Origin of the sequence: Pseudomonas sp. WS 5532 (genome assembly GCF_012985445.1) — a bacterium.
Taxonomy (GTDB): Bacteria; Pseudomonadota; Gammaproteobacteria; order Pseudomonadales; family Pseudomonadaceae; genus Aquipseudomonas; species Aquipseudomonas edaphica.
This window is the reverse complement of record NZ_JAAQWK010000021.1, coordinates 1-21,379: the sequence shown is the minus strand read 5'-3', so window position 1 is coordinate 21,379 and position 21,379 is coordinate 1. Positions and strand designations below refer to the sequence as shown.

Annotated in this window: 18 protein-coding genes and 8 pseudogenes; 15 read left to right on the top strand and 11 right to left on the bottom strand. The window is 58.6% G+C overall.

All coding sequences use genetic code 11. The features are described 5' to 3' along the window. The first annotated feature begins 69 nt into the window (after positions 1 to 69). The 7 genes and pseudogenes from HBO23_RS26850 to HBO23_RS26825 all read left to right on the top strand — a co-directional run. The gene (locus tag HBO23_RS26850) at positions 70 to 1,524 is read left to right on the top strand and encodes a site-specific integrase (RefSeq protein WP_170040374.1); all 1,455 of its coding nucleotides are present in this window, start codon (positions 70 to 72) and stop codon (positions 1,522 to 1,524) included. A gap of 86 nt (positions 1,525 to 1,610) precedes the next feature. Next, complete coding sequence (locus HBO23_RS33645; protein WP_178131764.1) at positions 1,611 to 2,162, top strand: hypothetical protein; 552 nt, start codon at positions 1,611 to 1,613, stop codon at positions 2,160 to 2,162. A gap of 395 nt (positions 2,163 to 2,557) precedes the next feature. Then, positions 2,558 to 4,057: an IS21-like element ISPman1 family transposase gene (gene istA / locus HBO23_RS26840; protein WP_170040466.1), complete on the top strand. Its 1,500-nt coding sequence runs from the start codon at positions 2,558 to 2,560 to the stop codon at positions 4,055 to 4,057. Then, entirely contained in the window at positions 4,050 to 4,853 is an 804-nt protein-coding gene (istB, locus tag HBO23_RS26835; RefSeq protein WP_010466203.1) for an IS21-like element helper ATPase IstB, read from the top strand. The genes istA and istB overlap by 8 nt, the downstream gene beginning before the upstream one ends. Next, complete coding sequence (locus HBO23_RS33700; RefSeq protein WP_222938114.1) at positions 4,850 to 5,215, top strand: NAD(P)H-dependent oxidoreductase; 366 nt, start codon at positions 4,850 to 4,852, stop codon at positions 5,213 to 5,215. Before istB ends, HBO23_RS33700 begins: the two co-directional genes overlap by 4 nt. 111 nt (positions 5,216 to 5,326) lie before the next feature. Beyond that, positions 5,327 to 5,554 (top strand): hypothetical protein, encoded by a 228-nt coding sequence (locus HBO23_RS33695; protein ID WP_222938113.1) that lies wholly within the window; start codon positions 5,327 to 5,329, stop codon positions 5,552 to 5,554. Between the two features lie 141 nt (positions 5,555 to 5,695). Beyond that, a pseudogene (locus tag HBO23_RS26825) lies at positions 5,696 to 6,022 on the top strand (erythromycin esterase family protein); the annotation flags it as partial. Here HBO23_RS26825 and HBO23_RS26820 read toward each other — a convergent pair. The 6 genes from HBO23_RS26820 to HBO23_RS26795 form a co-directional block, all read right to left on the bottom strand. Then, positions 5,929 to 7,011 carry an MDR family oxidoreductase gene (locus HBO23_RS26820; RefSeq protein WP_170040372.1) on the bottom strand — a complete coding sequence of 361 codons (1,083 nt, stop codon included), beginning with the start codon at positions 7,009 to 7,011 and terminating at the stop codon, positions 5,929 to 5,931. The pseudogene HBO23_RS26825 and the gene HBO23_RS26820 overlap by 94 nt on opposite strands. A 44-nt stretch (positions 7,012 to 7,055) precedes the next feature. Then, positions 7,056 to 8,024: an LLM class oxidoreductase gene (locus tag HBO23_RS26815; RefSeq protein ID WP_044275553.1), complete on the bottom strand. Its 969-nt coding sequence runs from the start codon at positions 8,022 to 8,024 to the stop codon at positions 7,056 to 7,058. Positions 8,025 to 8,088: 64 nt separating this feature from the next. Beyond that, positions 8,089 to 8,394, bottom strand: a complete 306-nt coding sequence (locus HBO23_RS26810; protein ID WP_017735055.1) for a helix-turn-helix transcriptional regulator — start codon at positions 8,392 to 8,394, stop codon at positions 8,089 to 8,091. Positions 8,395 to 8,500: 106 nt separating this feature from the next. Then, on the bottom strand, positions 8,501 to 9,625 hold the full coding sequence (locus tag HBO23_RS26805; RefSeq protein ID WP_032902060.1) for an alkene reductase: 1,125 nt from the start codon (positions 9,623 to 9,625) through the stop codon (positions 8,501 to 8,503). A 166-nt stretch (positions 9,626 to 9,791) separates the two neighbouring features. Further along, positions 9,792 to 10,094, bottom strand: a complete 303-nt coding sequence (locus HBO23_RS26800) for an antibiotic biosynthesis monooxygenase (protein ID WP_170040370.1) — start codon at positions 10,092 to 10,094, stop codon at positions 9,792 to 9,794. A gap of 189 nt (positions 10,095 to 10,283) precedes the next feature. After that, positions 10,284 to 11,279 carry a zinc-dependent alcohol dehydrogenase family protein gene (locus HBO23_RS26795; RefSeq protein WP_032902064.1) on the bottom strand — a complete coding sequence of 332 codons (996 nt, stop codon included), beginning with the start codon at positions 11,277 to 11,279 and terminating at the stop codon, positions 10,284 to 10,286. A gap of 289 nt (positions 11,280 to 11,568) precedes the next feature. Here HBO23_RS26795 and HBO23_RS33980 point away from each other — a divergent pair. The 3 pseudogenes from HBO23_RS33980 to HBO23_RS33975 form a co-directional block, all read left to right on the top strand. After that, positions 11,569 to 11,697: pseudogene (locus HBO23_RS33980) on the top strand (Na+/H+ antiporter NhaA); the annotation flags it as partial. A 97-nt stretch (positions 11,698 to 11,794) separates the two neighbouring features. Continuing rightward, a pseudogene (locus tag HBO23_RS26785) lies at positions 11,795 to 12,010 on the top strand (chromate transporter); the annotation flags it as partial. Beyond that, positions 12,004 to 12,222, top strand: a pseudogene (locus tag HBO23_RS33975) (site-specific integrase); the annotation flags it as partial. The pseudogenes HBO23_RS26785 and HBO23_RS33975, both read left to right, overlap by 7 nt. Positions 12,223 to 12,268: 46 nt before the next feature. Here HBO23_RS33975 and HBO23_RS26780 read toward each other — a convergent pair. The 5 genes and pseudogenes from HBO23_RS26780 to HBO23_RS26760 form a co-directional block, all read right to left on the bottom strand. Next, positions 12,269 to 12,506 (bottom strand): annotated as a pseudogene (locus HBO23_RS26780) (transposase); the annotation flags it as partial. Positions 12,507 to 12,861: 355 nt separating this feature from the next. Next, positions 12,862 to 13,344 (bottom strand): annotated as a pseudogene (locus HBO23_RS26775) (OprD family outer membrane porin); the annotation flags it as partial. A 167-nt stretch (positions 13,345 to 13,511) separates the two neighbouring features. Beyond that, positions 13,512 to 13,982, bottom strand: a pseudogene (locus HBO23_RS26770) (IS5 family transposase); the annotation flags it as partial. Between the two features lie 59 nt (positions 13,983 to 14,041). Further along, the gene (ltrA, locus tag HBO23_RS26765) at positions 14,042 to 15,310 is read right to left on the bottom strand and encodes a group II intron reverse transcriptase/maturase (protein WP_010466266.1); all 1,269 of its coding nucleotides are present in this window, start codon (positions 15,308 to 15,310) and stop codon (positions 14,042 to 14,044) included. 519 nt (positions 15,311 to 15,829) lie between these two features. Next, positions 15,830 to 16,342 (bottom strand): annotated as a pseudogene (locus HBO23_RS26760) (IS5-like element ISPre1 family transposase); the annotation flags it as partial. Between the two features lie 461 nt (positions 16,343 to 16,803). Between HBO23_RS26760 and phnC the strand changes: the two are divergent. Genes phnC through HBO23_RS26735 form a run of 5 tightly spaced genes read left to right on the top strand, consistent with a single transcriptional unit; the run spans position 16,804 to position 21,209 of the window. Then, complete coding sequence (gene phnC, locus HBO23_RS26755; RefSeq protein ID WP_003118432.1) at positions 16,804 to 17,631, top strand: phosphonate ABC transporter ATP-binding protein; 828 nt, start codon at positions 16,804 to 16,806, stop codon at positions 17,629 to 17,631. Continuing rightward, on the top strand, positions 17,628 to 18,491 hold the full coding sequence (gene phnD, locus HBO23_RS26750) for a phosphate/phosphite/phosphonate ABC transporter substrate-binding protein (RefSeq protein ID WP_010466255.1): 864 nt from the start codon (positions 17,628 to 17,630) through the stop codon (positions 18,489 to 18,491). Before phnC ends, phnD begins: the two co-directional genes overlap by 4 nt. Before the next feature lie 8 nt (positions 18,492 to 18,499). Further along, positions 18,500 to 19,327: a phosphonate ABC transporter, permease protein PhnE gene (phnE, locus tag HBO23_RS26745; RefSeq protein ID WP_010466252.1), complete on the top strand. Its 828-nt coding sequence runs from the start codon at positions 18,500 to 18,502 to the stop codon at positions 19,325 to 19,327. Between the two features lie 8 nt (positions 19,328 to 19,335). Beyond that, entirely contained in the window at positions 19,336 to 20,346 is a 1,011-nt protein-coding gene (gene ptxD / locus HBO23_RS26740) for a phosphonate dehydrogenase PtxD (protein ID WP_003118429.1), read from the top strand. Further along, positions 20,340 to 21,209, top strand: coding sequence for a LysR family transcriptional regulator (locus HBO23_RS26735; RefSeq protein ID WP_010466239.1), 870 nt, complete (start codon positions 20,340 to 20,342; stop codon positions 21,207 to 21,209). The genes ptxD and HBO23_RS26735 overlap by 7 nt, the downstream gene beginning before the upstream one ends. The last annotated feature ends 170 nt before the right edge of the window (positions 21,210 to 21,379 follow it).

The following is a 21,379-nucleotide window of genomic DNA, read 5'->3' as shown; positions in this document are numbered from 1 at the left end:
ACGAGAGTCCAGTAACGTCCATCAAGAGCCGACGTTTTTGTGGGGGTAAAAGTAGGGGGAACCTATTTTATGGCTAAAATCACCATCAAAGAACTCGAGTCGCTGACCGCTGAAGATGCCGGCCGAATCCTCAGGGAGGATGGCAATCTGGCCGGTCGAATCTCAGTCCGCAAGGACGGCGTGACAGTCAGCTTTTTCTATCGGTATCGGTGGGGTGACCAGAACAAAGAGTACTCCTGCGGCTCCTGGCCGCGCAAATCCCTGACGGACATCCGCAAGGCTCGCAACCAGGCCCGAGCGCTCATCGATGAGCAAATCAATCCCAACGAGCAGAAGAAAACCGCCAAGGCGCAGGCATACGCCGCGGCTAAGGTAGAGGCCGAACAAGTAAAAACGGCGAGGGTGAAAACGCTGACCGTCCAAGATCTGGCCAAGGCCTGGCTGTTGGATGGCGTGGCGCGCAAAGATGGCAATGCCGAACTACAACGCCGTTTTAACAAAGACCTTTTTCCGGCACTTGGCAAGACCGCGGTGAGCAGCGTCTCCGAACACGATGTTCGGGCGCTGATCCGCACCGTGCTCAACCGCGGCGCTCACCGGCAAGCCATCAGTTTCTTCGCCGACCTAACTCAGATGTTCAGCTGGGCCAGAAAGCGTCAGCCCTGGCGGGCCTTATTGATCGAGGGCGATCCGACCGAACTGGTCGACATCTCCCCCTTGATCCCCGCCGGCTACGAGGCAGAAAGAAGCCGCATCCTTTTGCCGGCTGAGCTGTTGGAACTGCACAACCGCTTCCAGCAAATGACCGCCGATTACAACGCCCTCCCCGCTGGTCAAAAGTACGAAGGTATTCGTCCATTAAAGAAGGAGACTCAACTTGCGCTCTGGATCAGCCTGGGCACCTTGTGCCGGATTGGTGAGTTACTGCAGGCCGAATGGAAAAATGTCGACCTGGACCGGCAGACCTGGTTCCTCCCCAGTGAAAACGTCAAAGGCACCCGGGGCAAAAAACAGGATCACCATGTTTTCCTCTCCCCCTTCGCCTTGCATTTCTTTCAGGACTTGAAAACCCTTACTGGACATAGCCAATGGTGCTTTCCCAACAAGCAGGATGATGGGCATGTGGACGTGAAGGTGGTGAGCAAACAGGTGGGTGACCGCCAAGCCCGGTTCAAAAACCGCAAGGCCCTCTCCAGACGGCGTCACGACGACACCCTGGTCCTTGCCCACGGCCAAAACGGCGACTGGACGCCGCATGACCTACGCCGCACCGGTGCGACCATGATGCAGGCCTTGGGGGTCAGCCTGGACGTCATCGACCGCTGCCAAAACCATGTGTTGGCCGGCTCCCGAGTGAGACGCCATTACCTGCATCACGACTATGCCGAAGAGAAGAAGTGTGCCTGGAACCTGTTGGGCGATCGACTCAGTGCCGTGCTGTCCTCAACTTACGAGCACACGCCAAACACATCGATGTTGTCCTTTCCAGCGTACGCGGCGCCAGAGATGCAGACACCCTCATAGGGCTGTTGCACCCAGCGCTCTCCGGAATTTAACATCCGCGACACCACCTATTGTGACCTTACATTCGGATGAGCAAAGGTGGCAGATTGCATGTACACATTCGTGAGCTTCACCGTCGCGGAACTGTTCGAAAAAGTGTGGCAAACACCCATGGTCAAACTGGCCAAGACATTGGTGTTTCCGACGTCGCCGTTGCCAAAGCTTGTCGCAAAGCCGGCATCCCTCTGCCTGGGCGTGGCCACTGGGCCAAATCGGAGAAGCAGCGACAACGCAAACCCAAACCTCCCCAGGTCGATGGCAAGGTCCGATTCCAGGTGCTCGACCCTGACAACTCGCTCGCCACGACTGGCACTGATTTGAACTTACCTATAGTCCGGAGGAAGATCGAAGCCCTCTATCAATTACCCGATGACCTTGAGAAATCCTGGCAGAGCGTGCGGCGCGTTCGATTGGCGATAGCAATGTCGTCGATCGAGCCCCAAAGCACTGCGCTGATTGAGGCGGCTAAAGAAGCGTTTTCAGCCGCGCATGAGGTGCAGCTGATGACGTCCTCAGCAATGATGGGAATTCTAGGCATCGTCGTATTCATCATGCCTAGCAGCTACAAGGGAGGAAATAGCCAGAAAGCCGGTTTGTGATAACCGCAGTTGAATAGGTCCCAAGTGCAATCCAAGCAGACATTTTTGGTGCGGCCCTTCGCGACAGGCAGAAAATGGCCGATTCTGTTGAAAACAGTCGGCCATGGTTTACGCGTCAGAAAAGTACGCGTCCTAGATTGAAAATCTTTACTTTTGGCAGCGGCTTCCGGACTCGGATTTCACGTAGCAGCGTGCAAAAAAGGCGTTTTCACCACTCAATGATCAGGCAGTTTGGGCAGACCGACTTTTTCAACAAAATCGGCCAATAGAAGGCACTCAGTGTTGCCGCTGACCGAAAACTGACCCAGTAAAGGCTGTTCTGCCGACTGAAAACTGACCCAGGTGTTCAACTGCTTCTGCTCACTTTTCGAGCAGGAGAACACAGGGTGATCAGCATGGAAATGTTGGGAAAAATCCGGCGGATGTACTTCCGCGACAAGCTCTCGCTGCATCAGATAGCCAAGCGTACCGGACTGTCGAGAAACACCATTCGAAAATGGGTCAGAGCACCCGAAGCCACCCAGCCGGCGTACCAACGGTGCGCAACCTTCAACAAACTCAGTCCATTTCACGAGACGCTGGAGCTGGCGCTCAAGGCCGATTCGTTTCGGGCAAAGCACAACCGCAGGAGTGCCAAAGCACTCTTCGAACAGATCAAGGCCGAGGGCTACGACGGCGGCTACAGCCAGCTCACCGCCTTCATACGCGCGTGGCGCGGCGAGCAAGGCAAGTCTTTACGGGCCTTTGTGCCGCTGACCTTTGCACTCGGGGAGGCCTTTCAATTCGACTGGAGCGAAGAAGGTCTGCTGATCGGCGGCCTGTTCCGACGCATCCAGGTCTCCCATATGAAGCTGTGCGCCAGTCGCGCATTTTGGTTGGTTGCGTATCCCAGCCAAGGCCACGAGATGTTGTTCGATGCCCATACCCGCTCGTTTGGCGCGTTAGGTGGGGTGCCGCGTCGCGGCATCTACGACAATATGAAAACGGCTGTCGACAAGGTCAACAAAGGCAAAGGCCGCACAGTCAATGCCCGGTTTGCCGTCATGTGTGCCCACTACCTATTCGATCCGGACTTCTGCAACGTGGCCTCCGGCTGGGAAAAAGGCATCGTTGAAAAGAACGTTCAAGACAGCCGACGGCGCATCTGGCTCGATGCTCAAAACTGCATGTTCCATACCTTCGAGGAATTGAATGCCTGGCTCGGCCAACGCTGCCGTGCGCTCTGGGACGAACTGGTGCACCCGCAGTACAACGGGCTGACAGTGGCGGACGTCCTGGAGCTGGAACGCGCCGAATTGATGCCGATGCCGACTGCCTTTGATGGCTACGTCGAGCGCACCGTACGGGTCTCCAGCACCTGCCTGATCAGCGTGGCGCGAAATCGCTACTCGGTGCCGTGTGAGCGGGTCGGTCAGTGGGTCAGCAGCCGTTTGTATCCCACACGGGTGGTGGTCATCGCCGATGAAACGATGATTGCCAGTCACGAGCGCCTGTTTGATCGAGATCAGGTCAGTTTTGACTGGCAGCATTACATCCCGCTCATCGAACGCAAGCCCGGTGCGCTGCGCAATGGCGCTCCGTTTGCCGATCTGCCGAAGCCGTTGCAACTGCTAAAACGCGGTCTGAGGCGGCACACCAATGGTGATCGAGTCATGACTCAAGTACTGGCGGCTGTTCCCATCGCCGGGCTCGACGCCGTATTGGTGGCTGTGGAGTTGGTACTTGAATCCGGCAGCTTGAGTGCTGACCACATCCTGAATGTCCTGGCTCGACTGACATCGACAGCAGCCCCTCCGTCCGCCGAAACCAGCCTTCAACTCAAGATAGCGCCTGTCGCCAATACGGCACGCTACGACCGGCTCCGTACCACCGATGAGGAGACTCGCAATGCGTGATCTTATGGCGGAACTCAAAGAACTGCGTCTGCATGGCATGGCCAGCGCCTGGGAAGAACTAGCCTCGCAAGGAGAAGCTTCGACGGCATCCTCGAAATGGCTGCTCGAACATCTGCTTCAACAAGAACATGCAGATCGAGCGGTGCGCTCAGTGAATCATCAGATGAACATGGCCAAACTGCCCATGCATCGTGATTTGGCCGGCTTCGACTTCAGCGCTTCCAGCGCAGATGCCCGCCTGATCAGGGATCTGTCCAACCTGGAGTTCACCGATACCGCGCAGAATGTCGTGTTCATCGGCGGGCCTGGAACAGGCAAAACACACCTCGCCACCGCCTTGGCCGTTTCCGGGATCACGACGCATCACAAACGCGTGCGCTTCTACTCCACGGTGGATCTGGTCAATCTGCTGGAGCGCGAAAAGTACGACGGCAAGACGGGCCGCATCGCTCAAGGGCTGCTACGAACAGACCTGGTGATACTCGATGAACTGGGGTATTTGCCCTTCAGCCAGAGCGGTGGTGCCCTGTTATTTCATTTGCTGTCCAAGCTGTACGAGCACACCAGCGTGGTGATCACCACCAACCTCAGCTTCTCGGAATGGTCGAGCGTGTTTGGTGACGCCAAGATGACAACGGCGTTGCTGGATCGGCTGACACACCACTGCCACATCGTCGAAACGGGCAACGAGTCCTACCGCCTGCAACACAGCAGCTTGGTCGCCCAGACCAAGATCAAATCACGTGAACGAAAGCGCAAAGACAATGATGGTGCCGAGGACGATGAGCTGTTTTGATCCGCACCGAAAATACCCTGCCGCATGCCCACATGCGGTGGGGCTTTAATGCCTCTTCCACCGGGACACGACTGCTAAGCTTATCCACAATTGCTGATGCCAAAATCAGCAATCCGCCCTGGGTCAATTTTCAATCGGCAGGGTGGGTCAGTTTTCAATCAGCGCCTACAGTCATGAACATCATTTATCCGCAATGGGTCGGCGCCGACGGGATCATGCTGATCACGCCGGTCTACTGGTATCAGGCGCCCAGTCCGTTGAAGTTGATGATCGATCGACTGGTCCGCGCCGACGGCGGCAATCCCGCTCCCCACAACCACTCAAGGCAAGGATGCTGCCATGGCGAAACAATTGGAGCTTGATGGCTGGTCCTATCCAAAGCACTCGAAGGACGAGTTTACGGTGTGGTGGTTCATGGTGACGTGGCAGGTACCGAAGGTGTGCGCCGAGCCTAATGCGACTGGATGGACTGGATGGGATTTGTGGACGCCGGGAAAATGGCTTGCCTGGATCGCTATATCGGCTACTACCATCCCTACGCTACCAGCCATGACGAACTGGATACCGACCTGGAATTGCATGAGGAAGTACGAAACGTGGCGCGGGCAGTGGTCAATGCGGGGAAAGAAAGGCGTACGGGCAATCTGTCCCGACGTGATGCACATTACGCGCGCCGCGACAGAAATAACGAAAACGTGTGAAGGCCGTTCTTCGATTCATTGGAACCCTCTGGTCTCGGTGTTTTCCATCATACAAACAGCAAAAGGGAGAGTTCACCAGGATTGCCCTGGCGAATGGTTTGTAATCGAAGGGCGTTCTTACGGTTGAACACAGCGAACCTTATGGAAAACCTTATCGAAGTCCTACAGGAAACAGCGGAGCCGCTACCTGATGTTGCCAGCGAAAGCTTTGCAACAATGTTCGACCGTTATGGCGATGCACAGGTGGTACTGATTGGCGAAGCCAGCCATGGCACGCACGAGTTTTACCAAGCGCGCGCAGCGATAACACGACACCTGGTCAAGCACCATGGCTTTTCCATTGTCGCGGTAGAGGCTGACTGGCCGGACGCCGATCAAATCGATCGTTGCGTCAGGGGGCGGGGAAACGGTGGATGGCATGAGTCTGCCTTTTCGCGCTTTCCAACCTGGATATGGCGTAACACCGATGATCCATTTACGTCGACCACTAAGCGGCCACGAAGCTTGCCATCGATGATCTTCTGCGCCGCCCCCACAACTTGGTCCAAGGGAATGGTTGCGGCGAGAGACGAAAGAGTCTCTCGGTTGAGATCGCGGTCCAGGCGTTTCCAGGCCGCGTCACGGAACTCGTGGGGGGCCATGACGCTATCAATTCCCGCAAGGGTGACGCCTCGTAGAATGAAGGGGGCGACACTGGCGGGAAACTCCATTCCTTGAACGAGTCCGCACGCGGTGACTATCCCCCGGTAGCGGGTCTGGGCGCAGGCGTTGGCCAGGGTATGCGAGCCGACCGCATCGATCACGGCTGTCCAGCGCTCCTTCTGGAGTGGCTTGCCGGGAGCAGCCAGTTCCTCGCGCTCGATAATGTCCGTGGCGCCCAACTGCTCGAGGTAGTAGCGCTCCTGAGGTTTCCCAGTGGCTGCAACCACACGGTAGCCTTGGGCCGCCAACAGCGCTATGGCGATCGAGCCGACACCGCCTGTTGCACCGGTAACCAATACTTCACCGTCCTCGGGTTGTACGCCATGCTTCTGCACGGCATCGACCGATAGCGCGGCTGTATATCCTGCCGTACCGATAGCCATGGCTGCCCAAGTGCTTAAACTGTCGGGGAGACGAATCAGCCAGTCGGCTGGTACTCGTGCACGCTGGGCCAGACAGCCCCAGTGGCGCTCGCCGGCGCCCCAGCCATTGAGTACGACGCGCTGACCGGATAGAAAGCGCGGGTCGTCGCTTTCCAGCACCAGGCCGGCGCCATCGATTCCGGGCACCATGGGCCATTGACGTACCACAGGCGAGTGATCTGTCAGTGCTAGCGCATCCTTGTAGTTGAGGGTCGAGTACTCAACGCTGATGAGCACTTCACTACCGGCCGGTAAGTCCTCATCCTCCAGCTCAGTCACACGAGCAGAGAACCCCTGCTGGTCCTTGTTAAGCAATACTGCCTTGAAACTCATGAGCAATCCCCACGGATAATGATTTGATGCCTCACCACGCCGGCTTATGCTGACATGACGAAGTCAGGTAGAACGAACTGACCGAGTTCCTCAATGACCTCACCTGCGGGGCGTTGGCCGTATTTCAAATTGATGATCACATGGTTAACGCCGATCTCCTGCAAGCTGTGCAGCAGCGGGATCAGGTGATGTCGCCCCAGTTGATAGCCCAGGTGGATCGGCCGAGGTGGTGTCTGCGGGTTATCTGTCAGGTCGATGTATAGCGACTGGGTGAAGGGTTTGAACAGTTCACCACATTCGGCACGAACCGCCTTGCGCCAGTCCTCGACAATCAGCTGCTGAGTCTTCGGTGCACGCGGATAGCTGATCCAGCCATGACTGCAGCGGGCGATCCACTCCAGCGTCTGGCGGCTATGGCCGGTGACGAAGAAAGGAATTTCCGCCGTCGTCGGCTTGGGAATCAGATCGGCCCCCTCAAGCGTGCCGCCGGACCAGGTCAAAGGCACGAAACTGCTGCGCTGAACCTCGCGAAATACCTTGAGGTATTCGCGGAACAGGCTGTCGCGTTGCTCCGGGTCGACACCGAATGCCGGAAACTCTACTGGACGGTCACCGGAAGCCACGCCGAGTAACAGGCGGCCACCGCTGAGCTGATCGACACTAGTTGCGGCCTTGGCGGTGTGTAGGGGATTGCGGATTGGCAGGATGACCGACGCGGTGCCCAGCGCAATCGAGCGAGTGTGTGCCGCCATAAAACCCAGGTAGACCCAGGGATCGAAGACCTGGCCCGAATCACCGAAGCTGGGGTCGCGTAACGGCACGTCGCGAAACCAGAGGGCAGAGAAACCCAGCTTCTCGGCGCGTTGGGCCAGGTTCACTTGGTCGAGCATACTCGGCGTATCGCCGGTAAAGGCTTCGAGGGGGAAGAAAAGACCTAGGCTCAGGCGGCCTTGGCGGTAGGTGTGCTGAAAGCCAGGTTGTTGCTGATAGGGAATGGAATTCGGAGTTAACATCTTCTCTCCTACATATTTCAAAATATAGATTTTGAAGGGCTGAAAAAACGCCTGCGAGCAGGCATCAAATCAGCGCTTTCAAGGCCACCTGGAACGCCGCGATGTTCTGCTCATGGCGTTTGTAATAAGTCCAGGGACCGATGCGTTGTGAGGTCACCAGTTGCGCCCGCTGCAAGGCAGCGAGATACAGCGAGACGGTCGACTGCGACAGGCCTACCCGATCCTGGATGATGCTCACGCAGACACCGACCTGCTCAGGATCCACCTCCTGCTCGGGGAAATGATGACGCGGATCCTTCAGCCAACTGAGGATGTTCAGGCGTGTTGGGTTGTCTAGCGCCTTCAGCGCTTCGCTTACGTCGATACTCATAGGTCACGCACGATAACTATTTTTTGCTATATTACGATATGCCCGCTCAACCGACAATGCGCCGGCCCCCGAACCGTATCGCTCGGGGGCCGGCACCTCGAGCGGACTATCCGCCATAGGTCGGATAGTCGGTGTAGCCGACAGCGGTTCCGCCGTACATGCTGGCCGGATCGACCGGGTTCAGCGGCCAGCCATTGGCAATCCGCTTGGGCAGGTCCGGGTTGGCGATGAACGGACGGCCGAAGGCGACCAGATCGCCCCAGCCCGCCTCGAGCACACGCTTGCCTCGCTCGGCGGTGTATTTGCCGGCATAGAGGATGCGCCCGCTGAAGACCTCGCGCACCGCGCTGCGGAAGCTTTCCGGCAGCTCCGGTGCGTTTTCCCAATCCGCCTCGGCCAGCGACAGGTAAGCGATGCCGACTTCTTCCAGCACCTTGACCGCTTCGACATAGGTCTCGTGTGGGTTTTCTTCGACCAGGCCGAGATATACGCGGGCCTCGTCGGTGCTGGCGAACAACGGGGCGAAACGCACGCCGAGCCGGTCTTTACCGACCACCGCGGCCACCGCCTGGGTCACCTCACGGAGGAAGCGCAGGCGATTTTGCAACGAGCTGCCGTACTCGTCGTCGCGCTGATTGCTGTGCGCGGAAATGAACTGGTTGATCAGATAACCGTTGGCGGAGTGGATTTCCACGCCGTCGAAACCGGCGTCGAGGGCGTTGCGAGCGGCCTGTGCATAGAGCTGTACCAGCTCCTTGACCTCGGCGGTGGTCAGTGCACGTGGCATCGAAGGCGGCGCCAGGGCGCCGGTGCCGGGACCTGTCTCGATGAATACGCTGACGCCCTCGGCCGGGATCGCCGATGGCGCCACCGGGGCTTCGCCATTGGGTTGCAACGAGGTGTGCGAGACCCGGCCGACATGCCAGAGCTGAGCGAAGATGGTGCCGCCCTCGGCGTGTACCGCATCGGTCACTTTGCGCCAGCCGAGGATCTGTTCGGCACTGTGAATGCCCGGGGTCCAGGCGTAGCCCTGGCCGCGCGGCTCGATCTGGGTGCCCTCGGTGACCATGAAGCCGGCACCGGTACGCTGGCGGTAGTAGGTCGCCATCAGGTCATTGGGAATGTTGCCTGGCTGCGAGCTACGCGAACGGGTCAGCGGCGGCAGGACGATGCGGTTTTTCAGGCTGTAGGGGCCCAGCGTGGTGCTTTCGAAAAGAATGGAATCTTTCATGTGTAACTACCTATATATTTGCGTTTGTAGATAAATAGATGCTAGTGCCTGGACAGGCACCTCTCGAGCGCTCCGTTTAGAACAGGCCGGTGGACGTCCAAGCTCAGTCGCGTCCCTGCCGCCGCAAAGCGGCAGGGACGCGACTGGAGCGCCTTGTTGGGTTTGCTTAGCCGGGTAGCTTGGCCGCCAGGACGTCAACCTTCTCGATTGACGGCGGTTTGGCAAACAGCTCGGCAGCCTTTGCCATAAGCGCCGCTGCGACCTTGCCCGAAAGATGAGCCTGCCGACCTGCTTCATCCGGGAAGGCGTCAAAGATGCCAAAGGTGGACGGCCCCAAGCGGATTCCGAACCACGCCGTAGTGGCTGGCTCTTCCTCCACTATTGGAAGGCCTTCCAAGAGAAAGTTCTCTACCTCTTTCTCTTTCCCAGGCTTTGCTTCCAGACGAACGAACAACGCTACTTTGACCATGACGTACCTCCTGTTGTTACGACGACATCACCATGCGTGACGTATTCCAGTAAGCCCAACGCGATATTCGCCGATTTGCCGATTTGCCGCCCAGCTCCAGCGTGGCGGGGATGAAGGGGCAGCGTCGAGTCATTTCCGCAGTCGCGGGAAAGGCGACTCTGCCCTCTCCTGGTCTTTCACGAACTGCCTCTACCGAGATACCGTGACGACGATCTTGCCGAACTGCTGGTTCGATTCCATGTAACGGTGCGCTTCGACGATCTGCTCGAAGGGGAAGGTCTTGGCAATGATCGGCTTCAGCTGTCCGGCCTCGAGGCCGCGCGTGATAAAGGCTTGCGCAGGCGCCAAGCGTTGCGGATCACCGGTCAGTTCGAACAGCGTGTAGCCGCGCACGCTCAGGGCCTTGTTCATCGCTACCAAGGCCGGGAACGGCGTCTCCTGACCGCTGAGATTGCCATAGATGAAAAGCAGGCCCTGCTGACTCATCGCTTGCGCCAGTGTTTCGACTTGCGGCCCCGCGACCGGGTCGAAGGCGATGCGCGCGCCGCGGCCGTCGGTGATCCGCATTACCTCCGCGACCAGGTCCTGCTCCTCGGTGGCGATCACATGCGCCGCCCCCGCCTCGCGTAGCGCCGCCTCCTTCGCGCGCGTCCGGGTCGTCGCGATCGGAATGGCGCCGACGCTGTTGGCGATCTGGATCGCGGCCAAGCCGACGCTGCTCGAAGCCGCCGTGATGATCACCGCATCACCGCGCTTGAGTTGGGCAATCTCGATCAGTGCGCCATAGGCGGTCAGATACTGCATCCAGATCGCCGCCCCCTTCACCGCGCCGACGCCCGCCGGCCGCTTCAGAACCCCCGTGGCCGGCACGATCGCCTGCTCGGCATAGACGCCAAACTTGTTCATGGAAAAAGCCGGAATCACGCTGACCGCTTCGCCAACCTCGAAGCCGTGAACGCCGCTGCCCAGCGCCTCGACGATGCCGGAAGCTTCGTAGCCGAGCCGGGCCGGCAGATGCGTCGGCTCCAGGTACACACCCGAGCGGAACATGGCTTCCGCGCGATTCAGGCCGATCGCCTCGACGCGGATGCGCAGCTCGCCGGAGCCCGGTGCGCCAACTTCGAGCTCTTCGATCTGCAAGACTTCGGGGCCGCCGATCTGATGAAAACGGACAACACGGGTCATTTTGGGTCTCCTTCTATTGAGGGATGGGAGCAGCGAGCCAGCCCTTGGCTGGCGCAGGTTAGCCGCCCCGCGCGTTACAACGTCGCTTCGGTCTGTGTGTCCGGTGCGTGGCTACTTCACGGACATGCAAATGCTATTCGCCATATATAGATTTGTAAATATGTAATTTTAATAATTTTATGCCCGTCCCTGCTCCCCCTATCTACGCTGCCTATGAACTCTCCCTGTCGAAAAAAATGCTGCCATCCGCTAAGTGCGCCACGGCGTGGTTCGCTCTTCGCCGGTCATCTGGGTCGCCTATGTAATCATGCCGTTATTTGCGCTCGCCAATGCCGGCGTAAGCCTTGATGGCGTCAATCTGGCCAATGAAGGCTCTTTGACGGTCATGCTCGGTGTGTCGTTGGCACTGCTCCTGGGCGCAAGAGCGCCAGCTATTCAGCCCAGCAGGTTTGCCTCACTCGGACGGCCGGGTACCTGGCAAACCTTCGGCTACTTTCATGCACGAAGGCAAACGCATGACAAACACCCACACTGACCACCACAGCCCGTGGTCTGTCTTTCTCATCTTTCTGCGCCTTGGACTGAGCTCCTTCGGCGGCCCCATCGTGCACTTAGGCTATTTCCGTGACGAGTTCGTCACACGACGGCGCTGGTTGTCCGAACGCAGTTATGCAGACTTGTTGGCACTGTGCCAATTCCTGCCAGGGCCTGCAAGCAGTCAGATCTGGATGTTATCGATCGGTGCCAAAACCATGTACTGGCCGGATCTCGGGTGAGACGTCACTACCTGTATCATGATTACGCCGAAGAAAAGAAGCGCGCTTGGAACCTGCTGGGTGATCGACCCAGTGCAGTTTTGTCCTCCACTTACGATCATCAACCGACCGAATCAATGATGTCTTTTCCAGCGTACGCCGCCACTGGATCACTACCACTTTCATAAGCCGGCATCATTAGTGCTGAGTTCTCATAGATTCGTAGATTACGTCCATGCAGCGACCCAGCACTTCATTAAACAACCAGCGAAAGAGATCGCTGTCGCGAAAACGGCCGTGTGGATTTTTAAAACGTCGAATGATTGGGTATTTCATCTTCAAGGCTCAACCGGCAGAACCAGCGATACGCCATATTCAATGGGCCTTCGCACAATCGCGGCTCTGAGCGAATGCCGTAGCAATAGCCCACGTCCAGCATGCAGATCATCAGTTCAAGATCAATCGACGGACGGACGGCCTATCTAGCTATAGAAATCCGCGAGAAGCGGACATCTAGCGTGAAATCCACGACTGCCATTCTTGGGTCGTGTTTCCCCCGGAACTCGTACCAGAGCCAGTCAAAACTTTGTGGGATAACACATCCAGACAGTGCTCACAGTTTCCTTGGGTGTCCCAGGATCGCGCGTGGATATCGACTGTACTGACCGTGCTAACAAGCAAGGTCAAGCTCCTGCAAAACCTTCCCCCCACTAAGTAGTGGGGTGCAGCCGCGAGGGGGGGGGGCTGAGCAGAAGACCCACAGTGACCGCGCACGGGTCCTGGGGTTAAGCCTGATGTTGGCACGCAGGGCTGGGGCGAACGCAACGCTATAGGAGCTTCCAGGTATAACTGAGGACGACGCGATACTCGTCAATATCAGTTCTGTAATTAGACCGCGCTACCGCGTCGCGAAGCCTGATGCCGAATCCCTTGACAGGCCCGCTCTGGAAAACATAAGACATATCGATATCGCGTTCGCTGTCTTTACCTTCATAGCCGCGCCCTGTCTCAACGTTGTTCCCCACGACGTATCTAGTCGAAAACAGCAGGCCCGGTACCCCCACCGCCGCAAAGTCATAGTCGTAACGCACCTGATAAGACACCTCGTCTTGTGATGAAAAGTCATAAGTGGGCAGTTCATTGGCCAAGGGCGCAATATTGGCGAACACCCGGGGGAACGCGGTGTCACCGTACATTCTTTGGTACCCTACGGTCACAGCATGCCCGGACCTTGCCACCCCGAGTGTGCCATACAGAGCGCGGTTATCGACCTTCCCGATTAGGTGATCACCATCTTCAACAGCATCATACTGTGCCAACGTACCGCTTAGGGATGGTCTGAAGTAGTTGTGTATTTCTGGCTGACTTCAGCCCCTGCCGATTTTAAAAGCGGCAAATCGATCAAAAACGCTCAGATCACCCGCTTATTTCTGTGTTTTTAGCCGCCGCGAGCACCTCGCGGCAGCCATTTTCCACATTACAGGCGCACCTCTCCTGCATTCGCCAGTAAATGTCGGCGCGCCATCCACAGGTTCGACAGCGCGAACAGCGTCATCAGTTGCGCCGTGTTCTTCGCCAGACCACGGAAGCGCACCTTCACATAACCGAACTGGCGCTTGATCACCCGGAACGGATGCTCGACCTTGGCTCGTACCTGAGCCTTGGCCTTCTCAATCTTGCGCTTGGCTTTGTACAAAGCACTGCGCTTATCAAGCTTCTTGTAAGTACTACGGCGGGCGGCGATCTGCCAGATGACCCCCCGGCCTTCATGTTCAGGGCGTTTCTCGACGCCGGTGTAACCCGCGTCGGCACCGACCATGTTCTCATCGCCGTGCAGCAGCTTATCGACCTGGGTGACATCGGCCACGTTGGCCGCCGTGCCCACCACGCTGTGCACCAAGCCCGACTCATCATCGACACCGATGTGCGCCTTCATGCCGAAGTGGTGAGTCGGCCGCGGGAACTGCCCCCGCAGCCGCTCGCAGAACCGTACGTGACACTCTCGCGTCATACGGCTCCCGTTATCCAACCTTGCTGCCCGGTCACTCGCCAGTGATGAAACAGCCGGGGTACCACAGTCCGCATCTTGTCCAGCCATTGGCTAATGCGCCGCTTGCGCCTATGAAGAGCCTTGTATTTTCGTCGGGCCCAGCGTTCAAGCGCGCGGTCAATGTGCTGGAAGATGCCAAGCATGGCTGTCCGATAGAACGAGCCATAGTATTGCGACCACCCCTGTATCACTGGATTGTAGAGCCGAGCCACGTCGACCAGCGTCACGTGGGTTTGGCGATTGAGTCGCCACCTGCGTACCGCTTGCCGCATCCGCTTTAAGGCATCCGCACTCGCTCCCGGAAGGAAGCTCGTGAAGAGCTGGTCTTGTTTGCTGAGCGCCTTCCTCGGCCTAAAGGTGAAGCCGAGGAAGGTAAAGCTCACATGCGGATAACCTGCGCGACGGTTACTGTCCTTGCAGTACACGACCTTCGATTTCTCGGGGTGCATCGTCAAGCCACAGGCAGCCAGCCGTGAAGCAATGGAGCGCATCACGTACTCCGCTTGCTTTCGACTGCGGCAGTGCACCACCGCATCATCGGCGTAGCGGGCAAACGGGCAGTTGGGGCTGGTACGTTGCATCCAGGTGTCGAAGGCATAGTGCATGAACAGATTCATCAGGAGGGGACTGATCACTCCACCTTGCGGGGTGCCGCGTTCGCGTCGGACGCGCATACCGTGATCCGTTTCGAACGGCGCAACCAGCCACCGCTCGATGTACAGAAGTATCCAGTCCTCCTTGATGTGCAGGCGCACCGCCTTCATCAGCAACCCATGATTGATCTGATCGAAGGCTGCCTTGATATCAAACTCCACCACCCAGTCGTATCGCCAGCAGCGCTCACGCGTGATCGCCACCGCCTGCTTCGCTGATCGTCCCGGCCGGTACCCATAGGAGTCCGAGTGGAAGATCGAGTCCAGCTCCGGCTCGATGAGAAGCTTGACCACGGTTTGCGCGACACGATCACCAACCGTGGGCACTCCCAGCTTGCGCGTGCCTCCCGATGCCTTGGGAATTTCTACTTGCTTGACCGGAGGCGGGAAGTACGACCCCGACGACATCCGATTCCACAGCTTGTAGAGATTCTTAGACAGATCCCGCTCGAAATCGGCGATGGTTTCATCGTCGATGCCGGCAGCACCGCGGTTGGCCCTGACCTGCTGGTAGGCGTCCCATACCGTGCGTTTCGCTATGTCATAAGGTTTCGCCGAGCTCACGCCACTCATCCCCGGAGGTTGGCAACGCTCGTCGGCCGGATAACGCCGCCCCTTCGCTCCACCTCCATTACAGAGGCTTCATCGCTACTACGGGAGGCTCCGCCCCTCGTTCCAGCATCGGTATTCTTCCTCATGGTGTTGGCCATTTGTCATTTTCCTTCGCATCTGGAACAAGGTTCTCACGTTCCGTACCAAAGCCTGTATGAAGATCATGCCGCCTATACACCGGCTGCCATCGGGTCCGTAAGCAGGTAACGCCCCGACTTGTCCTGAAGCCAGTACTCCACCTCAGTTTCGGCAGCACCTTGGGCATAACGATGCGTCATCGGACGGTTTGCTTTCGCTCATCTTCTCCATACTCACCTGCCATCCTCAGGGATGACTTTTCCTCGGTCGCTCACCACCACACCTTTTGGATGCCGCAGCACCGGGTGGTTTGAAGTCCGCTCCTGCAAGCCGACTTCGGAAGGCCTACTTCCATCTTCGGCACAGCAGCACAGGTCATCTGACCTGTGTTCGTGACACACAGTACTGGTTACCCTTCTTGGTCTGATGCATTTCCGGGTCGCGCTTACCGTCCTTGTTCTTGGTCGAACTCGGCGCATTGATCAGCGTGGCATCGACGATCGTGCCTTGGCGCAGCGACAGCCCTCGGTCGCCCAGATAGCCATTGATGACAGCCAAGATGCCGGCGGCTAGTTCGTGCTTCTCCAGCAAACGACGGAAGTTGAGGATGGTGGTTTCATCGGGGATACGCTCCAAGCTCAGCCCCGCGAACTGGCGCAGGATGGTGGTCTCGTACAGCGCCTCTTCCATCGCTGGATCGCTGTAACCGAACCAGTTTTGCATCAGGTGCACGCGCAGCATCGCCATCAGCGGATAGGCCGGACGACCGCCTTCACCCTTGGGATAATGCGGCTCGATCAAGGCAATCAAACCCTTCCACGGCACCACCCGATCCATCTCGATCAGGAACAACTCTTTGCGGGTTTGTTTGCGCTTACCGGCGTACTCGGCGTCGGCGAAGGTCATCTGCTTCATCGGGAAACTCGGTGGGTGGAATCCGGGTATTTTGCCAAAATCTGGAAGTCTTCTTCAGAGTTTCCCTAGCATTAAGCTGGGCGCGACAACAGACGTCTAGTTGGGCGGCACCTGAAGGTTTCGACCAGCCACATAACGGCCTAGGTCAATCGACGGGCAAGAATAGAATGTCTCCTATAGTCCGCTAGTGTGCGCTCTCTTGCTTGGATGGCATTACGTTCTGGCCCAACGTTACTGTAGCGAATCCGCAGCAGTATCAATCAAAGCCTCCTGTATCCCGCGTGAAGAAAGACGCTACGTTGCGCCCGTTCTTCCACGGCTTCGCTTGCCGCCCCGCTACGGCAGATTCGAAGTATTCATCGAAATGTCATCCTTTAGAAGCAGTGCGGTAACAAGGAATTTCTACCCTTTGCATCGCGAACCGCAATTGTGCGGCCAGCAATATTGCGAAAGGTGATCAAATGACGCCCCATCCGATACAGGACGCCGTGCTGCGGGTCGACCGGTTGAGCGTCGTCTATCCAGGCGGCGTGACAGCCCTACGCGATACCTCGATTGCATTTCGGCGTGGTGAGTTCACCGTGCTGCTTGGTCTCTCGGGCGCAGGCAAGTCGACCTTGCTCCGTAGTCTCAATCGACTCGTCACGCCCACTGGCGGCAGTGTCACCAGCGAACTCGGTGAACTCGGCAGCGGCTCGGCCTTGCGTCAGCATCGTCGGCGTACCGCCATGATCTTTCAGCACCACCAGCTAATCGAACGTCAAAGCGCACTGGCTAATGTGCTTACCGGTCGGCTGGCCTTTCACAACACGCTCCGCTCGCTGTTTCCTCTGCCGCGTGCCGATCAGGAGATTGCGCTCAGTTGCCTCGCTCGGGTCGGTCTGGCAGACAAGGCGCTAAGCCGGGTGGACAAACTGTCCGGTGGCCAGCAGCAGCGGGTAGGCATCGCGCGTGCGCTAGCGCAACAGCCGGCGATCATTCTGGCCGATGAGCCGGTAGCCAGTCTCGACCCGGCCACTTCGGTCCGTGTTCTCGGATTGCTGCGCGACATCTGCAAGGAAGACGGCATCACCGCCATCGTTTCGCTGCATCAACTCGAATATGCCCGCCGCTTCGCCGATCGCGTCGTCGGGCTGGCCGATTCTCAGATTGTTTTCGATGCCGCGCCCTCGGAACTCACCGATGCGCAGCTTGAGCGCATCTATGCAGGCCGCTCTACGACTCAGCCAGCGAATGCTCCGGCTGAACCACCTGTCATGCTCGAACCTTCACTGGAGATGTCCCGATGAAACGCTTATCCGCGCTCTTATTGACTTGCTTGCTGTCCGCTGTTTCAAGTTTGTCCGCCCTAGCGGCCGATGCCGATCCGGATGTGCTAAAGGTTGCCCTGCTGCCGGACGAAAACGCCTCCGAGCTGATCAAGCGTAACCAGCCGCTGAAGGATTATCTGGAAGAGCATCTGGACAAGAAGGTGCAGCTGATCGTAACCACCGACTATTCCTCGATGATTGAGGCGATGCGCTTTGGCCGTATCGACCTGGCGTATTTCGGTCCGCTGTCCTACGTCATGGCCAAAAGCAAAAGCGACATCGAGCCCTTCGCTGCCATGGTCATCGACGGCAAGCCGACCTATCGCTCGGTGATTATCGCCAATGTGGCGTCAGGCGTGAATGAGTATGCCGACCTTAAGGGCAAGAAGATGGCCTATGGTGACCGGGCATCGACGTCCAGCCATTTGATTCCCAAAACCGTGCTTCTTGAGACGGCCGATTTGACGGGTGGGCAGGACTACGAACAACATTTTGTGGGCACGCATGACGCCGTTGCCGTCAACGTGGCGAACGGCAACGCCGATGCGGGTGGGCTGTCGGAGGTAATTTTCAATCACGTAGCCGAACGTGGCCTAATCGATCCGAGCAAGGTGAAAGTACTTGGTTACAGCGGCGAATACCCCCAGTACCCCTGGGCGATGCGCTCGAACCTGAGCCCCGAGCTGAAAACCAAGGTGCGGGATGTATTCGTCGGTATCGACGATCCCGAAGTGCTGCGCAACTTCAAGGCCGAGGCCTTCGCGCCAATCACCGACGCCGACTACGATGTGATCCGCAACATGGGATCGCTGCTCGGCCTCGACTTCGCCACGATGTGAGCACCGATATGTCTACTCATTACGACGTGCAGGCGCTGCCTGCAGAGCAACGCGAGCACATCCTTCGAGGCTTCGGCCTCGGTTGGTGGCGCCAGCTGGGGCAGGTGGCGATTGTATTCGGAGTGGTGCTGTTGGCCTGCTGGTACGTGGGGCTGCTCGATGCCACCACGCTGCTGAACGGGCTGCCCTCCATCGCGACCCTGGCAGGCGAGGCCATGCCGCCAGACTTTTCGGGCTATCGAAGCTGGATTCGCCCCTTGATCGACACCTTGGCGATGAGCATCGCCGGTACGGCCATCGCAGTGGTGTTCTCGCTGGTGGTGGCCTTCGTTGCAGCGCGCAATACGGCGCCGCACCCCCTTGTGTTCGGTGTTGCCCGGGTGCTGCTCAATGCCCTGCGGTCGGTGCCGGAGCTGATCATGGGCATCATCTTCGTTGCAGCCGTAGGGTTCGGCGCCTTGCCGGGCGTGCTTGCCCTGGGTCTGCATTCGGTCGGCATGGTCGGCAAGTTCTTCGCCGAGGCCATCGAGCACGTCGACGAAGCGCCGGTGGAAGCCGCTCGGGCGGCGGGGGCTACGCCGATGCAAGTGCTGCTGCACGCGGTTTTGCCACAGGTGACGCCGCAGTTCGCCGACGTGGCGATCTACCGCTGGGAATACAACTTTCGCGCCTCCACCGTGATGGGCATGGTTGGCGCCGGCGGTATCGGCTTCGAACTCATGGGCTCGCTGCGCATCATGCAGTACCAGGAGGTTGCAGCAATCCTGCTGGTCATCCTGGCCATGGTCACGCTAGTAGACGCCTTCAGTGGCGTGCTGCGCAAACGTTTCAAATAGGACAAACCATGCTGCCGAAACTCGTTATAACTCACCGAGTACACGATGAGATCCTGCAACTGCTGGCGCCACATTGCGAGCTGATGACCAACCAGACCGACAGCACGCTGACGCGCGAGGAAATTCTGCGCCGCTGCCGCGATGCCCAGGCGATGATGGCGTTCATGCCCGATCGGGTCGATGCAGACTTTCTTCAAGCCTGCCCTGAGCTGCGTGTAGTCGGCTGCGCGCTCAAGGGCTTCGACAATTTCGATGTGGACGCCTGTACTGCCCGCGGGGTCTGGCTGACCTTCGTGCCTGATCTGTTGACGGTCCCGACTGCCGAGCTGGCGATCGGACTGGCGGTGGGGCTGGGGCGGCATCTGCGGGCAGCAGATGCGTTCGTCCGCTCTGGCGAGTTCCAGGGCTGGCAACCACAGTTCTACGGCACGGGGCTGGATAACGCTACGGTCGGCATCCTTGGCATGGGCGCCATCGGACTGGCCATGGCTGATCGCTTGCAGGGATGGGGCGCGACCCTGCAGTACCACGAGGCGAAGGCTCTGGATACACAAACCGAGCAACGGCTCGGCCTGCGCCAGGTGGCGTGCAGCGAACTCTTCGCCAGCTCGGACTTCATCCTGCTGGCGCTTCCCTTGAATGCCGATACCCAGCATCTGGTCAACGCCGAGCTGCTTGCCCTCGTACGGCCGGGCGCTCTGCTTGTAAACCCCTGTCGTGGTTCGGTAGTGGATGAAGCCGCCGTGCTCGCGGCGCTTGAGCGAGGCCAGCTCGGCGGGTATGCGGCGGATGTATTCGAAATGGAAGACTGGGCTCGCGCGGACCGGCCGCGGCTGATCGATCCTGCGCTGCTCGCGCATCCGAATACGCTGTTCACTCCGCACATAGGGTCGGCAGTGCGCGCGGTGCGCCTGGAGATTGAACGTTGTGCAGCGCAGAACATCATCCAGGTATTGGCAGGTGCGCGCCCAATCAACGCTGCGAACCGTCTGCCCAAGGCCGAGCCTGCCGCATGTTGAATCCGGTCTGGCTGAAGAGCCTGGTAGCGATCGTTCAAACAGGCAGTTTTCAGAGCGCGGCGAGGGCGTTGGGGCTGGCCCAGCCGACGGTGTCGCAGCACTTGCAGAAGCTTGAAGAGCAGGTCGGCGTAACGCTGGTGCAGCGCAGTCGTAGCGGCTGCCAGCCTACCACACGGGCGCTGGCCTTCATGCCGCATGCGACCGCCTTGCTCGACATGCACGCCCGGGCGCTAGAAGCCCTGCATGGCAATCGTGAGCGCGTCGGGGCCAGCTCCAACATCGGCACCTACCTTCTCCAGCCATTCGTGCGCAACTATCTGACGACCGCAAATGAGAGGGGCGAGGTGGATCTGCGCATCGCCGCCAACCCGGATGTGGCCGACCAGCTACTGGCGGGCCAGCTCGACGCCGCGATCATGGAATGGTGGCTACCTCACCCCGACTTCGAACACCGCCTCTGGCGGGTCGAGCCGCTGGTGCTTATCGTCAGCCCCGACCATGCGCTGGCTGAAGCAGGGTGCATAGAACGTGATCGTCTGGTGGACCTGCCGATGCTGGGAGGTGAACCGGGTAGCGGTACCGGACGGCTTCTGACCGAATACTTTGGCGAACTGGGCGTGCCTCGCAGCGGTATGCAGCTAGGCAGCACCGAGGCAGTCAAACAAGCAGTGAGGGCGGGACTCGGCGTGTCGTTGGTGATGGCTTCCGCAGTACAAGACGAAGTTCGCAGTGGCGCGCTGGTAGCTCTTCCCATCCCGGGGCTTGAAAAGCGTCTCCAACTGATCTGGCGCAAACCTCCCGGAAATCTGCACCCGCCGGGATTTGTGCGGCACTTATTGGAGGAGGCAGATCTAGCTGGATAAGGTGATGGATGGTTGCGATCCAGCGCTTGGCTTGTCAGCCTAGGGAAACTCTGAAAAAGACTTTCTGATTTGGCAAAATACCGCGACCCCACCCACCGAGTTTCCCGATGAAGCAGATGACCTTCGCCGACGCCGAGTACGCTGGCAAGCGCAAGCAAACCCGCAAGGAG

What these genes read in the sequence shown, in the direction of transcription:
- HBO23_RS26850 (WP_170040374.1), top strand. Translation starts at nt 70, where the DNA reads ATGGCTAAAATCACCATCAAAGAACTCGAGTCGCTGACCGCTGAAGAT.
- istA (WP_170040466.1), top strand. Translation starts at nt 2,558, where the DNA reads ATGGAAATGTTGGGAAAAATCCGGCGGATGTACTTCCGCGACAAGCTC.
- istB (WP_010466203.1), top strand. Translation starts at nt 4,050, where the DNA reads ATGCGTGATCTTATGGCGGAACTCAAAGAACTGCGTCTGCATGGCATG.
- HBO23_RS33695 (WP_222938113.1), top strand. Translation starts at nt 5,327, where the DNA reads ATGGGATTTGTGGACGCCGGGAAAATGGCTTGCCTGGATCGCTATATC.
- HBO23_RS26820 (WP_170040372.1), bottom strand. Translation starts at nt 7,011, where the DNA reads ATGAGTTTCAAGGCAGTATTGCTTAACAAGGACCAGCAGGGGTTCTCT.
- HBO23_RS26815 (WP_044275553.1), bottom strand. Translation starts at nt 8,024, where the DNA reads ATGTTAACTCCGAATTCCATTCCCTATCAGCAACAACCTGGCTTTCAG.
- HBO23_RS26810 (WP_017735055.1), bottom strand. Translation starts at nt 8,394, where the DNA reads ATGAGTATCGACGTAAGCGAAGCGCTGAAGGCGCTAGACAACCCAACA.
- HBO23_RS26805 (WP_032902060.1), bottom strand. Translation starts at nt 9,625, where the DNA reads ATGAAAGATTCCATTCTTTTCGAAAGCACCACGCTGGGCCCCTACAGC.
- HBO23_RS26800 (WP_170040370.1), bottom strand. Translation starts at nt 10,094, where the DNA reads ATGGTCAAAGTAGCGTTGTTCGTTCGTCTGGAAGCAAAGCCTGGGAAA.
- HBO23_RS26795 (WP_032902064.1), bottom strand. Translation starts at nt 11,279, where the DNA reads ATGACCCGTGTTGTCCGTTTTCATCAGATCGGCGGCCCCGAAGTCTTG.
- ltrA (WP_010466266.1), bottom strand. Translation starts at nt 15,310, where the DNA reads ATGAGTGGCGTGAGCTCGGCGAAACCTTATGACATAGCGAAACGCACG.
- phnC (WP_003118432.1), top strand. Translation starts at nt 16,804, where the DNA reads ATGACGCCCCATCCGATACAGGACGCCGTGCTGCGGGTCGACCGGTTG.
- phnD (WP_010466255.1), top strand. Translation starts at nt 17,628, where the DNA reads ATGAAACGCTTATCCGCGCTCTTATTGACTTGCTTGCTGTCCGCTGTT.
- phnE (WP_010466252.1), top strand. Translation starts at nt 18,500, where the DNA reads ATGTCTACTCATTACGACGTGCAGGCGCTGCCTGCAGAGCAACGCGAG.
- ptxD (WP_003118429.1), top strand. Translation starts at nt 19,336, where the DNA reads ATGCTGCCGAAACTCGTTATAACTCACCGAGTACACGATGAGATCCTG.
- HBO23_RS26735 (WP_010466239.1), top strand. Translation starts at nt 20,340, where the DNA reads ATGTTGAATCCGGTCTGGCTGAAGAGCCTGGTAGCGATCGTTCAAACA.